Below are 15,178 nucleotides of genomic sequence, written 5' to 3'. Positions count from 1 at the left end.
TTACTTCCTATTGAAAGTTAATCGATATGCTTATTCACTTGCTTGTACTCTTTTTGTATTTCATTTTTTAGAACAGGGTCAAACAAAGCTTCAAAACGGGTCAGTTCCCGCTTAATCGAATTGACAAGTTGTGTTTTTACGGTTTCTTCTAATTTTGAAACAGTTGTTTGAATCACAGTTTCAAATTCTGGCGTCATTTGCTGCAGTAAGTCAGATGCTTTGAGTGCCCCTTCTTTTACAAGAGCATCTTTTACTTCCTTGACTCGTCCGTTTTCAAAAAAGTCCTTCTTCGATTTAATAAAATCGGAGTAATCGGCCGCATCGATATCAATGATATACTCACGAATATTGATCTTTAACTCTCCCAGTACGATGTCGCATTCGCATGACAAGTAAGGTAACTCTTTTTGTATACGCGCTTCTTCATCTTTCAGCCAATTTTTTATACGTCGCTTTATTCGTTCCTCCATTCGTATCAATGTCGCTTCCACTTCTTGTCGCATAAATTGCTCCCCAAACGCTATCCACTCTTTAACAGCTCCGGAAAACTGTTCATGAAGTTGTCGTTTAGAGTTGCCAGTAAGAACTGTAACGTTAATGGCTGACGTAAAATAATCATTTAAAACAAAGCGCATCCGCTCTCGTAAATATATTGTCAGCTGTTCAAATTCATCAACAACGTCTTGCTGAACATAGTCAAAGCTCGCCTTTTTTACACGATCCGTTTGTTGCTCGACTGTCTCCATGAGCCGTATATGCTGCTCTTTTTGCTCATCTTCTTTTGCATTCACAAAGGAAAGGCTATGTTCGATTTTGTTTGCATACTGACTGAGTTGTAAGGAAATGGTTTCAGCACTTAATTTTTTGAGTTCAAGTATCGTTTTACTATAAAAGGCTTCTTCAAAGTTAGTAAACGAATTTGATTCCTCTACATTTGCCTTTTTCGCTTTCAACCCTTCTTTACTTGATAAGTGATAGAGACGCGGTGATTCAATCCCATTTACCACTAATTGATCTTTGACGTGCTTACGAACACCATGTAGCTCTCCTTCACTTCCTGCAAGGTCGGCTGCGTTAATCACAAAATATAATTTATCGTGAGTAAAGCTTTCATTTACTTTCCCTATTTGCTGTAAGAAATATTGATCGGCTTTTGAGAATGCGTGGTTATAGTACGTTAAATAAAAAATCGCATCGGATTGACGCATTTGTTGAAACGCTACATTAGTATGGCGACCATGAATCGAATTAACCCCAGGTGTATCAACTAATACGATGCCATTTTTCGTAATTGGACTATCATAGTAAATATGAACTTTTTCCACGAGACAAGAATTTTGCTCCTTGGCTACGATATCTTGAAGATTATTGAGGGTAACCTTGAACGATGTCCCCAATTCCCAATCGGTTTCAGCCAAACTGTCACGCAATGTTAGAAGGTACTCTGCATATGTTTTCTGAGTGCTAGTTACATAACCTTTTTTGTTTGGCTTCCAGTCTGATAAGGTTTCTAGCGTTACTTTTTCATTTAGTTCTTTACTTACAGCGTCGATTTCTTCTGATAAGCTCTCTGCCTTTTTAATGATCACATCGACCGTACCGTGTGGCTGATGAGACGTACTTTTCTGTACTGTATTGACAGTAGCCGTAGTTGGGTTGGGTGAAACCGGCAGCACATCGTCTCCTAAAAGCGCATTGGCAAAGCTAGATTTGCCAGCACTAAACGCCCCAAATAATGAAATGACATACGTTTGATTTTCATAGCGTGCTATACGTTTCAACAGCTGATTGCGCTCTTCTGACAAAACACTTTGCCCTTCAAATATTCGAAGTGTACTCTTTACGTCACTTAACCAGGCGAGCGTATTCTCTTCTGAAAAATCAACATTCCTAAAGTTATCAATTTCCTCTTCTTCTGTTGAAATGACACTTTCTTTTGGTAGTTCAATTTTTGAAACACCGGAACCTTCATCCTGCGGATAGCTTTTTTTCATCATAGTGAATAACGTTTTTTTGTGCTGATCGTCCGGTGGAAATTGTTCTAACAGTTTCCCGACTTTATGAAGATTTTCATCGTACGAACGTTTAAGCTCATCGATTCGTTCTTGGTAAGAAGAAATCGCTTTAAGTTCCTCGAGTTGATCCTTAATATTTTTGGATTGTTCCTGTGCATCGTCGGCCATTCCCTCGGCGTACAAAGCTATTAGCTCGTTTGCTTGACGCTGGATATCACGAACAATTATTTGCGTAATTTCTTGGGTGAACGTACGTACATAGTTTCGATCAGTATGGTTTACCTTTACATTGTTGATTAATAATGAATGTAGTGGCGGTGTTTTCAATGCTGATAACGCATGTTCAAAGGCTTCCGTATTAGTCAGCTTCGTCCGGTCCAGCCCTTGAAAATAAGCCTTCACTTTATAAAGGATCAATGTTTTCACTTTATCCTCGAGCTCCTGCTCTAGTCGGCTTAAGCGTTCTGATTGCTCTGCTTTAGTCTTTTTCTTAGTAAAAAGTACACCTACTTTGAATCCAGACTTCATCGACTCGATCCAACGTTTAGCTAGCTCTGTAGTCGTATAAGGGAACAGCGTCACGTTTTTAAACACTCGTTTAAATTGGTCGTTAAATTGTTGGGTTAACACTTTCTCTATTTGATCTAGCCTGATGAGCTCTTGCTCTAAATGCTGCTTTTCTTCAAGTTGCCTGATCTGATATCCATGTTCATTCATTTCATTAGAAACGTCTTCAATCGCTTCGTATTTTTCTTCCCCTAACCGTTTTTTAACGGCTTGATAAAAACCGTTTTCTAATCGCTCCTTAAAAAGTTCTCGAAGTTCGTGACCTTGAAACAAAAGTGACTTTATTGCCTTTTCAAATCGGTCAAATTCATTTAAGGGATGGTCTAGTTGTTTCATCGTTGTAAAGTACAGGTCGATGATGTTAATTTCCCACTTTGCTAACACTTCATTTACGGACTCTTTAAACAACGAAATCGGGATTTCTGTTTCGTTATGTTTATCAATTTGGTTGATCACGAGAAAAATCGGTTTTTTTTCAAGAGAACATTGTTTTAGAAAATAAAGATTCGTTTCTGATTGCACATGGTTATAGTCCATTACGTAAACGATAGCATCCGTTGTATAAAGCTGTTCAACTGTTACTGCTTCATGGGCATCATCAGTAGAGTCGACACCCGGTGTATCTAAAATTCGACTCGAGTTACCCAAAAATGGAAAAGGAGCGTTAATCGTTAATCCAGAAATATCATGCCCATTCATTCCCCATTCTCGTACTTTGGACCATGGGATTTCCCCCGACCACAATTGATCTTCCTCACCTTTCGCATGAACGGTAAGACCAAGCTCACCATTTTCAATTCCGATAATATTCGCACTCGTCGGAATTGGACTAGTTGGCAGTATCTCAGCTCCAACGAGTCGGTTGAGCAACGTTGATTTACCTGCGGAAAAATGGCCACAAAAGGCAACCTCAAAGGTTGATGAAGCAAATTTATTCGTTAGCTTTTGAAAGCGAAACTTTTCTTCTATTGTTAATGGAATATCCACATTTTCTTTGTTAAGATCTTTCACGATTGTTGTCATTGGCCTCCCCCTTCCTTACCTCTTTTACTATAACGAATTTTCGCATAAATGAGAAGTTCACCTTTAAAATTCAAAGTGAATTCGTTTACAATAGGAAAAGATAGAAATGGAGATGTAAATTTACCAAAATCATCTTGAGCCTTTTTCTTCATGTTAAAATAAACGACAAATACTGATTTGGAGGAACATCAATGAAAAAGTGGGCATTTGTTTCTGATTTTGACGGAACCATTTCCAAACAAGACTTTTACTGGATGATCATCGAGAAATACTATCCAGAAGGAAGAAAGCACTTTGATGAGTGGAAAACGGAAAAAATGAAGGATATTGATTTTTTAGCTCATATATTTACTTCAATCGGTCAAGAAGAAGAACAAATTATTGAAGACATTTATGATATGGCGATCGATGATTATGTCCCAGCATTTATTGAATGGGTACAAGAAAACGGTGGCGACTTTTTTATCTTAAGTGCAGGCACAGACTATTACATAAAACATACGCTTGAAAAATATGGTATTGACAATGTCACAGTGTTTTCCAATGAAGGATATTACAAAGACAAGAATGTCCATATGAAGGTGAAAGAAACAAACTGGCACTACCATGAACGATATGGTATTGATAAATCAAAAGTCATACAAAAACTCCAAGAGGACTATGAAAAAGTTTATTTTATTGGGGACAGTGAGCCAGACTCTCATCCTGCCGTTTATGCAGATGTCACATTTGCAAAAGACGGACTGAAAGATATACTTCGGTCAAGGAATGTACCCTTTGTTCCAGTCGATACGTTTAAGGAAGTGGAAAGGTACTTTACTGAAAAAAGTAATATTAATTAACACTGCAACTAAAGAACTATTAACTATAGTTTCCAAAATAATCCTTTGATTTTTATTGATTACCATTTATACTAAAATTACAACTTAATAGTTTTAACTAGGGGTGTCCAATTAAGTTGGGCTGAGAAGGAAGCGCGTTGAAGTTTCCTGACCCTTCGGACCTGATCTGGTTCATACCAGCGTAGGGAAGTTAGAGTCTAACATCTTTGATAATCATACAACGATGTACATATAAGGCCGGGTCCGTCATTTTATGGAGCCGGCTTTTTTATGTCCAATCCTTTCATACGGCTTGTCAACTAGATCTGTCCCTTTTCAAAAATTGTTTAAGGAGAGATTTAAATTATGCATAATCCGTCATTACAAGAGAAAAACATGTCCATTACGTCAAATTTTTCAGGTAGCAAGAAAGTTTATCTAGAAGGTTCCAAGCCCGATATTCAAGTTCCAATGCGTGAAATTGCACTGGAACCAACAACGGGTTCTTTTGGAGAAGAAAATAACCCTCCTCTTCGCGTTTATGATACGAGCGGTCCTTACACAGACCCTAATTATGCTGTTGATTTTAAAAAAGGCCTTCCCCTTCTTCGTAAACAATGGATTGAAGAACGCGGTGATACCGAAGAATATACCGGAAGACAGATCAAGGCAGAGGATAACGGATTTAAAGATGATAATGATCCTCGCCTGAATCAGGGTGTGTTTCCTGACTTAAATAGAAAACCGATTAAGGCCAAAAACGGTGCCAATGTTACACAGCTTCATTACGCTAAAAAAGGCATAATCACTCCTGAAATGGAGTTTATTGCGATTAGAGAAAATATGGATCCGGAATTTGTACGTGATGAATTAGCAAAAGGTCGAGCCATTATCCCTAACAATGTGAACCACCCAGAAACTGAACCGATGATTATTGGGCGTCATTTTCATGTCAAAATCAATGCAAATATTGGAAACTCAGCTGTCTCTTCTTCTATCGATGAAGAAGTAGAAAAAATGACGTGGGCAACGCGCTGGGGATCAGATACGATCATGGATTTGTCTACGGGTAAAAACATTCATACAACCCGTGAATGGATCATCCGAAATTCATCAGTACCCGTAGGGACCGTCCCTATTTATCAAGCACTTGAAAAAGTGAATGGTGTCGCAGAAGACCTTACTTGGGAGGTATATCGCGATACACTCATTGAGCAAGCGGAGCAAGGTGTCGATTACTTTACGATTCACGCGGGCGTTCTGTTACGATATGTACCGCTCTCCGCCAAAAGAATGACAGGAATCGTCTCCAGGGGAGGTTCAATCATGGCTCAATGGTGTTTGTATCACCATCAGGAAAACTTCTTATATACTCACTTCGAAGACATTTGTGAAATTATGAAAGCATATGATATTGCGTTTTCCCTTGGAGACGGATTGCGTCCAGGGTCGATTGCGGATGCAAATGATGAAGCCCAGTTCGCAGAATTAGAAACATTAGGTGAGCTTACTAAGGTAGCTTGGGAACATGACGTACAGGTAATGGTCGAAGGTCCTGGGCACGTCCCTATGCATCTTATTAAAGAGAATATGGATAAACAACTGGAACTTTGCGATGAAGCACCTTTTTATACATTAGGACCTCTTACGACTGATATTGCACCAGGATATGATCATATTACTTCTGCTATTGGGGCTGCAATGATCGGTTGGTATGGTACAGCAATGCTCTGTTATGTAACCCCTAAAGAACACCTAGGATTACCAAATCGCGATGATGTTCGTGAAGGTGTGATTACGTACAAAATTGCTGCGCATGCCGCTGACTTAGCAAAAGGACATCCTGGTGCTCAAAAACGAGATGACGCTCTTTCAAAAGCTCGTTTTGAATTCCGTTGGAGAGACCAATTTAATTTATCTTTGGATCCTGATCGCGCTACAGAGTTTCATGATGAAACATTACCGGCTGAAGGTGCGAAAACGGCTCACTTCTGCTCTATGTGCGGACCGAAGTTTTGCAGTATGAGAATCTCTCAAGACATTCGAAATTATGCAAAGGAAAATAATTTGGAAACAAAGGAAGCTATTGAAAAAGGTATGAATGAAAAAGCATTAGAGTTTCAAAAAGCTGGGAGTAACTTATATCTGTAAACTTTGGAGGGTCAAAGGTGAGGGTTCATAAAATTGAAGAAGAAATAGCTAAATTAAACACTCGTTTAACATTTCTAGAAAGTCAATTATTTAACATCCAGCAGCAGTGCAGCCACCATTATACTGGCAATGAATATGTTGAAAAGTGTGTGTATTGCCATAAAGTTAATGTGTTGTATTATTAGACAACAGTTAACATTAGGGCTAATAGCATAAATTACTCAAAAGATGTTACGGACAAATACATTTGTCCGTAACCATCTTTTGATTTGAACATAAATAGAAGACCTAAGTGTTCTTTCATTTTCAATGTCTGCTTTCTTTACGAGATACGAAAGAACGACAGCTACCTCTACACCGCTCATCTCCAGGGTCCCCCCCCTGAGATTAAAACATGCGGCAGAAGTTAACGCGGTTTTACTTAGCTAGGCTGATTCTTTGTGTAACGCTTTCCGTTTCCGCTTTTCATACCATTTAACTTCCACATAACCAGTTCCAAATAGAACACCCATTACAATCAAAATGAACCCAATAATTTGTGTGAAAAGAATCGTTTCTCCTAAAAAAATAAATGAGCCAACGAGAGCGAAAAATGGAACTAAGTTATTAAAAATGGCTGTTTGACCCGGGCCAATTTCTTGAATTGCACTGTTGTAAAGAATATGACCTAAGCCCGTAGCAAAAATTGCAGACAAGAAAAAAACAGACCAAACGATCCCAGCTGCATCTGAAAATCCCGTTCTGGCTTGGGGTTCTAAATAGAAACTCATACTGAGCAGTAGGAACGATCCGACCAAAAGCATGACGGCTGTGAGCTGTTTTGATGACACGGTCACAGTAAGCTGCTTAATTACGATAAAGCTGATCGCCTGTGAAACCATAGAAACAAAAACAAATACGTCACCTCTTGAAATGATGCCTATACCAGTCCCGTTTTGTAAAACGACGATCGCAACACCTGAAAATCCTAGCAAAATACCAATGATCCTTAGAAAAGTGAGGCGATCTTTAAATATAATCATAGCAAGGATCGCTGTTGTAATCGGTATAAGACCTAAAATTAACGAAGCATTCGAAGCTGTCGTTTCAACCAAACCCACTGCAAGTAAAGCATGGTGCCCCAATTGCCCGAACACCGCGGCGATCAAAATCAACCCCCATTCTTTAGGAACCAGCTTTCTTAAATCTTTTAGAAAATATAGAACGGTGATGGCGACAACTCCTGCAATGAATATCCTCCCCCCTTGCATCGCAACAGGGGGGAAATGTTCGACCAGGTATTTCACGGCTACTACATTGAGACCCCAAATTACCATAACGATAACTAGCAAGCTATACGTAAACGCTCGTGACAGAACAATCCCTTCTTTCTATGATATACGCCACTTTTTCAAAACTTTCTTTCAATAAGGAGCACAAAAAACAGAAATTCGACTGTTATTTTTCCTCTTTAAGTTGGAAACGGAAATGACATACGCCTTCTTTAAGAACATATTGGTCATGGATGACTTCAAAATTAGGGTTAAATCCTTTGGCAACCGCAGGGTCGATCATGTGACAATATAAAATCCCGTGTTCTTCCATGCCGTCTTTCATCCACTGGTCAGCAAAGGCACATTTCGTAAACGTTTGCTCTATCTCTGTTGGGTGAAAGTGTGTTTCAAATTCAAACAACTCACTTCTCCCCATATCATAGTTAGATAAATAGTTGTCTTTTCCGTTCGGCTCGCCCACTTCAGCGGCTCTTCGTTTAATATCACGACCTCGCTCTTCTCCAAAAGTACGAACCCCTTCCATCACGGCTTCTTTGCCCTCTTCTCCAAACTTAACTGAAACAGCCTTTGAAACATGGGCAAATACCTTTGCCATCATCGCGTACATAGTAAAAGGTTCAATACCCGCTCGCTTTTGCACATCCCTGTAGTTCTCAAAAGTACTTTCGATAGAATTCGGGGAAGCGAGTGTTTCCTCATTAAACAAGGTGGACTCGGTTAATGACGGAATCTCAGGAAGACTTCCCTTCTCTTTCATAGCTCTAGTGATGAGATTACTTTTTTGATCTTCAATCAATGCTTGAACTCCTGCTTTTATAGCTAAATCCCCCTTGTCAGAGAACGAACTCTTCACAGAAGCTTTCACATGTTTAAAAAGTTTTGCTGTAATTTCAAACATCGTCGTCGGTTCAAGATTTTCGACTTGATCACTCGGTTGCTTTGTCATATCTTTCACCTTCCTTAAATTATTTCATTAAAGATTCCACGGTCTTTCGTAATACGTGAGCGGCATACACACAATCGTTCAGTGAAGACCATTCAGTTGGATGGTGACTGACCCCGTCAAGGCTACGAACGAAAATCATCCCAACAGGAATGTGGCGACCCAAATTCATTGCATCATGACCAGCACCGCTCGGGAGAAAAGAAGGTTGTATTTGGCAAGTTAAAATCGCCTCTTCAATCCTTTTTTTCATTTCATCTTGAATCGGAACCGGAGGAATTCTCGTTTTTTCATCAATCTCGGCTTGTACATCGTAGAACAGAGCAACTTCCTCTGCCAATCTATGAATCTTTTCTACAAGTTCATCACGTGTTTCTTTATAAATATCCCGAATATCGACTGTTAACGTCACGGAACCGGGTATTACGTTTATACCATTCGGTTTTACATGGAGCTGGCCAACAGTAGCAACAGAGGTCTCGTTCACTGTAGCTGGTAAAGGATAAATTTGACGCACAAAGTCACTTGCTGCCACCAAGGCATCCTGCCTGTCATTCATCGGAGTATTTCCAGCATGTCCGGCTTTTCCAGTAAAAGTCACTTGCTGCCAACAAGGCCCTGCAATTCCTGTAACGACTCCTACAGGTCGATTCTCTTTCTCCAACCGTTTTCCTTGTTCGATATGAACTTCTAAAAAGGCTTCTACATGGCGTAGATCTCTTTTCGAACTAAAATAGCCTTCCACGGATAATCCGTCATTCTCGATCACGCTTGAAAAAGGATCGTCAAACACATCGTGAAGATTTACAAGCTTGTCGCGCTCAGCATCGCCAACCATGGCTGTACTTCCTGTTAGTCCAGATTTAAAGCGTGACCCCTCTTCATCAGAAAAGATGACCACTTCATATGATTTTTCTGGATTGTACCCAACTTCATTCCAAGCTTCAACGACTTCCAAAGCTGTAAGAACACCCAAAGGGCCGTCGAAGTGTCCACCATTCGGGACGCTGTCAACGTGAGATCCCACAAGGATGGTCCCCTTTTTCTCACTTTTTCCAGCCACGCGTCCAAACACATTTCCAGCCCCGTCTTCAAATACAGTTAGTCCTGCTTCCTTCATCCATATTTTCACACACTCTTTAGCATTACGTTCTTCCTTTGAATACCCCATTCTCCGACTCCCATGGTCTTCGGTCAGTCCAATGGCTGAAAGTGTGGCCAATCGGTTGGCTAAGCGCTTCCCATTAATACCATCGTAAGAAAGAGAATCATGATCATATTCTTTTAATAATTTCGTGTAAAATTGATCAGGAAAAGTCATAACTAACACACTCCTTCGTATAAAAATTTGAAAGTTGTAAGTAAATTTCTGAAAGTTTATTCGAATGAAAATGACCTTGGTGAGCTAAGAACCAAACCAAGATCATACTTTCGTATCTCTAAATAATTTTACAACGTTTCTTAAGTAGTGACAATCTTTCCCCCTTCTTAATAAGAGGAATTTTGTAATATTATCTAAAATGGCTTGGAAGCATTGATTCCAAAAGGAAAACATACGATAATTGCGGTCAACATTCATTCCGTATGTTTAATTACATGAATTGATTGGGTGGAGAGAAAAATGAAACAACCGAACATGATAAATGAAGTATTTTTCTTGCGTAGTATTGCGTGTCTTAGTATCGTTCTCCTTCATTCCATTGAAAGGGCAATACACACCCCTTTTCTAAATGGCATTGGCCCCTCAATGGTAATGCTGTTCGATTCAATCCAAGTTTTCCTTTACTTCGGTACACCCGTTTTTATATTTATTTCAGAACTTATCATTGCTTATTCTTATAGGAATAAGCCGATACCAAATCGCTTTTTATCTAAACGTTTTTTGTTCATATTTGTTCCATTTTTATTTATGGCCTTTTTCTACTCGCTTCCCTACACGGCTACTTTCAGTGATTGGAGTCAAAAGTTTTTACTCAATGCAGTGATTGGCGATTTTCATGGCTACTTTGTATTGATCATTTTTCAATTTTATTTATTGCATTTGTTCTTCCATCGCTTTCTTGCAAAATGGAACCCTAAAAAAGTAATAGGCATATCCTTACTGATTAATATCGGCTACCTTGCTGTTTTTAACTTTACAGCTCCTCCCTCCATACCTTATGGGACTTATATTTGGGAGCGCTTTTACTGGGTGCCTTTCTTAGGGTGGATCTTTTACTTTAGTCTCGGTTACTATTGTGGGTATTATTACGAAAGTTTCAAAGAGTGGATTAATAAAAACAAAAAGCCGATCCTCATTGCACCTGCTCTAACAAGCTTTCTCGTTTTATTTTGTTACCACAGTGAACTACTCTCTGTTCACAGTTCAAAACGAATCGACATTCTGTTTCATACTGTCGCGCTTACGTTTTTCATCCTATTAATTGCCCAGCAAATGAAACGAATTCCATCTTATTTAATCCAAGTTAGTCAGTATTCCTTTGGGATTTATTTACTCCATATGTTTTATATTCATGCAATCGACTATTTTATAAAACAAACGGGTATTCAACTTGGAATTAGCTATATTTTTATTTTATTCACCGCAAGTGTCATCCTTTCTATGGGAACGGCTCATTTCGCAATGAAATGGAAACATGGTCAGTATTTTGTTGGGAAAATCGGCGTAGGTAAAAACGGCAAAGCTCTTCAAATACCACCTGTTCAAGAAAAAACTAGCCCTGCTAATGAAAAGCAATTAAAACCTGGAATATAAAAAGATGAGGACACTTAAAAAGAAAGTGTCCTCATTTTCTGTAATTGGCCTTTTACAAAGAGCAATCTCTATAAGTTATCTCGAATATCGTCTGCTTCTCTCCCTTTCGCATCGACAATCATTTCTAAAAGAGTTAACCGTTTAGATTGGGAAACGCCTCTTCGAAAAAAACGAAAAGGCAAACGGTCGGAATCAACACGGTGCACAAATACTAAGTTCATTTCTGGGATAATGTCAATCGATTGCCCATACCTGCCTACTGCAGAATACAATCCTAGTTCACTTAGTGGACCTTCTGTTGCAACCCACCACATATACCCATAATCATAAATTGGATTACTAGAAACAGGCGCTTTCACCGTTGTACTTTCTTTGATCCAGTCTTTAGGAATCAGTTGATCTCCTTCCCACTTCCCTTCTTGTAAATATAATTGCCCAAATCGCGCAAGATCACGGGCTGACATTCGGAAAAGGTAGGATGGATGAATAGACCGGCTCGTTTCTTCACGGTATCCTGTGTAATCCAGAGAAAAGTCCTCCATTTCCAAAGGCTTAGCCATCGTCTTTTCAAAGTTTTCAAATAAATCGACTTCAGTCTCGTTATTAAAAATCGTTCCCAAGACGTTAAAATCCCAATTGTTATAATAAAAGAACGAGCCTGCCGGGTGTGTCCCTCGATCTGGCCTTTGTCTTCGCATATTCCAGGATTCTTCACCCGCTCGTAAATAAACGCCAGAGCGGGATGTGAATAAGTGATTAACAGTTGCTTGTTTTTCGACGTCAGTTAAGGGTGGGAAATCTACGATGCTTAAATCCTCTAAAGTTTTATCTAAGTCAATCGTACCATTTTCTATAAACGGTCCATACATACCACTTAAAAGGCTTTTTCGTACGGAATGTATGCTCGTATTTGATGCAACATCGCCCCAGCTAAAAAGAACTTTTCCGTTATAAATCGCTATTCCTGCCGTTGAATTCAGCGAGTTAAAATAAGTTTCTGCTTCACTCAGCTTTTGTGAAGACCACCCTGCATCTTCAGGTGTTTCATGTTCTTCCCATGTCGTTTCAGGTCTGAATATCGACGAACCTGAAGCATTTTTTAAAATAATGATCGGTGCAACAATAAAAATTAAAATAATAGCACTCATCGCTAGTACCTTTCTTACCACACGTAGTCCACCTTTAGTCCGCTTCGTCTGATAATTTCATTTTACTCTCTCTACCTACCGTTGACAATGACATTCCCTACCTTGAAATTATAAAAACCTCACATCAATATGATGTGAGGTTTTTTAGAAAGCTAAAGGTGCTAAATGTTTGTGGAGTTATTAAATATCAGAAGTTTTAACAGAATCAAATTGTGCTTGTATTTCTTTTGATGGTGGTGAATCGATTAAACTAAACACCACAATGGCTACCATACCTAAAACGAAACCTGGAACAATTTCATATAAGCTCCAAATCCCGCCCTCTAAACCAATAGCATTGAGGTTTGCCCATAAAATAACGGTCAAACCGCCAACGACAATTCCTGCAGCTGCACCGTTTCTCGTCATTCGCTTCCAGAACAACGACAAGATAATAACAGGACCGAAAGCGGCACCAAATCCAGCCCATGCATAAGCAACTAGCTCAAGTACTGTGCTGTCTGGGTTATAGGCAAGGACAATTGCAATTAATGCAATCAAAACAACACCTAGACGCCCAACTAGTACAAGTTCTTTTTGAGAAGCTTGTTTTCTAAATATCGCTTTGTAAAAGTCTTCTGTAAGTGCACTTGAGGAAACAAGCAATTGAGAATCAATTGTACTCATAATCGCTGATAAGATCGCCGCGAGTAAAAACCCTGCTACAATTGGATTAAAGAGAACTTGCGTAAACATAATAAATACTGTTTCCGCATCGGCTAATGGTGCATTTGTAAAGCTTTCAAAGTAAGCAATACCGACTAACCCGACAAACATTGCACCAACAAGAGCAAATACAAGCCAGATCATCCCGACTAAGCGGGCTTTAGGGATTTCTTTTGATGACTTTACAGCCATAAATCGAGTGATGATGTGCGGCTGTCCGAAGTAACCAAGCCCCCACGCTAATAAGGAAATAATTCCTATTGCTGTCATGCCTGAAAATGCGTCTAAGTGTGATGGATCAATGTTGCCGACATGGCCCATCGTTTCCGACCAGCCGCCCATTTCACTTACCGCAACAAATGGAACGATGACGACAGCTAGAAACATAAGGATTCCCTGAAAAAAGTCAGTCCAGCTTACCGCTAAGAAACCGCCAAGGAACGTGTAGGAAATAATGACGATGGCACCAATCCATAACGCTGTCGTGTAGTCCAAGCCAAACGAATTTTCAAATAAAATTGCTCCTCCAACAAGACCTGATGAAGTGTAAAAAGCAAAAAACAAAAGAATAAAGACGGCTGAGATAACCCGAAGTATTTTTGAACGGTCATGAAATCGATTTTCAAAGTAATCGGGCAATGTAATCGAGTCACCTGCAATTTCGGTATAGATTCGAAGGCGTTTGGCAACAAATTGCCAATTTATGTAGGCACCAATAGCAAGACCGACACCGATCCACATTTCACTCATTCCACCAACATACAATGCACCTGGTAAACCAAGAAGCACCCACCCACTTAGGTCAGAAGCACCGGCACTTAATGCAGCAACTCCACCACCGAGGCGGCGACCGCCTAAAACATAATCAGATAAGTTATTGGTCATGCGATAGGCTACTAGACCAATAACAAGCAGTCCTACTAAATAAACGATAAACGTTATAAACGTTGCAGTATTCAAAACAATTATTCTCTCCTCTCAGTAAAAAATGTAATAACAGACAGTATAATCAAAGTTACCATTGGAACGAAGAGCCAGAATGTTGTAGCTCCGGTTAATCCGTAGTCCACTGAATCACCTCCTCAAGTAGATTATAAAGAAATATATCGTTTACCCAAAAATAGGCTCTGTTCTAATTATTTTTTTCTTATTCAGTCATACAGGGTGTGAATTGCAATAAAGTTTACGTTTACTGCCTTTTACAATGATTTTTTAATTTTTGTATTAATCAGATTATTTATGGTTAATAACTACCATACCACAATCACCAAATAGGTCAAATGATAGTCCTTTTGAAATAATCCTTTTAATGATTATCCCCTTTGCTCAGAATTATGAAGGCATCAGACATGTTTAATATTTCACTTTGAATTATGGTTCTTTTCGTATGCATTGTTGCTTTTAATCTTCGCAGCTGAAATAAACTGCGACATCACCTACCGCTTCGGAAATACACTACGCTTTCCACGGAAAGCGACTGTCCGGAGCGGAAATCAATCTACTTCTATGTCGCAGTTTATATATTTTGTGTCAAGAACAACAATCTTTTAGAAAACAGCCTTACTTATAAAGGCCCGAAGACACCACGGCACTTCTGCGGAAGTATAATATGCTTCTAATATGAATGATTTCTGAGCTAATGACATACTCATAATCCTTTTTATCAATTGAGTTTTAACACCACAAAAATGCGGATCAATTTTCAGATGCTTTTTTAAATCGTATCTTATCAATTTGGTCATAATAATCAGAAGTATGAGCTTCTCAATTATTGTG

10 protein-coding genes and 1 riboswitch are annotated in these 15,178 nt (G+C 39.2%); of the genes, 3 read left to right on the top strand and 7 right to left on the bottom strand.

Annotation, left to right across the window (positions count from 1 at the left end; all coding sequences use genetic code 11):
- Positions 1-17: 17 nt before the first annotated feature.
- Positions 18-3,605, bottom strand: a complete 3,588-nt coding sequence (locus CDZ94_RS02930) for a dynamin family protein (protein WP_096435038.1) — start codon at positions 3,603-3,605, stop codon at positions 18-20.
- 191 nt (positions 3,606-3,796) lie between these two features.
- Here CDZ94_RS02930 and CDZ94_RS02925 point away from each other — a divergent pair, with 191 nt between their 5' ends.
- Together CDZ94_RS02925 and thiC are read left to right on the top strand one after the other, a co-directional pair.
- A complete protein-coding gene (locus CDZ94_RS02925) occupies positions 3,797-4,447 on the top strand; it encodes an MtnX-like HAD-IB family phosphatase (RefSeq protein WP_096435037.1) in 651 nt (216 codons plus the stop codon).
- Between the two features lie 89 nt (positions 4,448-4,536).
- Positions 4,537-4,652, top strand: a riboswitch (TPP riboswitch).
- A gap of 140 nt (positions 4,653-4,792) precedes the next feature.
- Positions 4,793-6,577, top strand: coding sequence for a phosphomethylpyrimidine synthase ThiC (gene thiC, locus CDZ94_RS02920; protein ID WP_096435036.1), 1,785 nt, complete (start codon positions 4,793-4,795; stop codon positions 6,575-6,577).
- A 221-nt stretch (positions 6,578-6,798) separates the two neighbouring features.
- Here thiC and CDZ94_RS21140 read toward each other — a convergent pair whose 3' ends face one another.
- The 4 genes from CDZ94_RS21140 to CDZ94_RS02900 all read right to left on the bottom strand — a co-directional run bounded on the left by CDZ94_RS21140 (position 6,799) and on the right by CDZ94_RS02900 (position 10,115).
- Positions 6,799-6,942, bottom strand: coding sequence for a hypothetical protein (locus CDZ94_RS21140; RefSeq protein WP_157811981.1), 144 nt, complete (start codon positions 6,940-6,942; stop codon positions 6,799-6,801).
- Between the two features lie 60 nt (positions 6,943-7,002).
- Positions 7,003-7,908 (bottom strand): DMT family transporter, encoded by a 906-nt coding sequence (locus tag CDZ94_RS02910; RefSeq protein WP_321196083.1) that lies wholly within the window; start codon positions 7,906-7,908, stop codon positions 7,003-7,005.
- 106 nt (positions 7,909-8,014) lie between these two features.
- Complete coding sequence (locus CDZ94_RS02905; RefSeq protein WP_245415699.1) at positions 8,015-8,797, bottom strand: L-2-amino-thiazoline-4-carboxylic acid hydrolase; 783 nt, start codon at positions 8,795-8,797, stop codon at positions 8,015-8,017.
- Positions 8,798-8,816: 19 nt separating this feature from the next.
- Positions 8,817-10,115 (bottom strand): Zn-dependent hydrolase, encoded by a 1,299-nt coding sequence (locus tag CDZ94_RS02900; protein WP_096435033.1) that lies wholly within the window; start codon positions 10,113-10,115, stop codon positions 8,817-8,819.
- 300 nt (positions 10,116-10,415) lie between these two features.
- Between CDZ94_RS02900 and CDZ94_RS02895 the strand changes: the two genes are divergently transcribed.
- Complete coding sequence (locus CDZ94_RS02895; RefSeq protein ID WP_096435032.1) at positions 10,416-11,549, top strand: acyltransferase family protein; 1,134 nt, start codon at positions 10,416-10,418, stop codon at positions 11,547-11,549.
- Between the two features lie 68 nt (positions 11,550-11,617).
- Here the strand turns inward: CDZ94_RS02895 and CDZ94_RS02890 are convergent, their stop codons facing one another.
- A complete protein-coding gene (locus CDZ94_RS02890; protein ID WP_232735760.1) occupies positions 11,618-12,718 on the bottom strand; it encodes a serine hydrolase domain-containing protein in 1,101 nt (366 codons plus the stop codon).
- 159 nt (positions 12,719-12,877) lie between these two features.
- Complete coding sequence (gene putP, locus CDZ94_RS02885) at positions 12,878-14,362, bottom strand: sodium/proline symporter PutP (RefSeq protein ID WP_096435031.1); 1,485 nt, start codon at positions 14,360-14,362, stop codon at positions 12,878-12,880.
- Between the last annotated feature and the right edge of the window lie 816 nt (positions 14,363-15,178).

This window comes from Alteribacter populi (genome assembly GCF_002352765.1).
Taxonomy (GTDB): domain Bacteria; phylum Bacillota; class Bacilli; order Bacillales; family Salisediminibacteriaceae; genus Alteribacter; species Alteribacter populi.
This window is presented reverse-complemented; position numbering and strand designations above follow the sequence as displayed.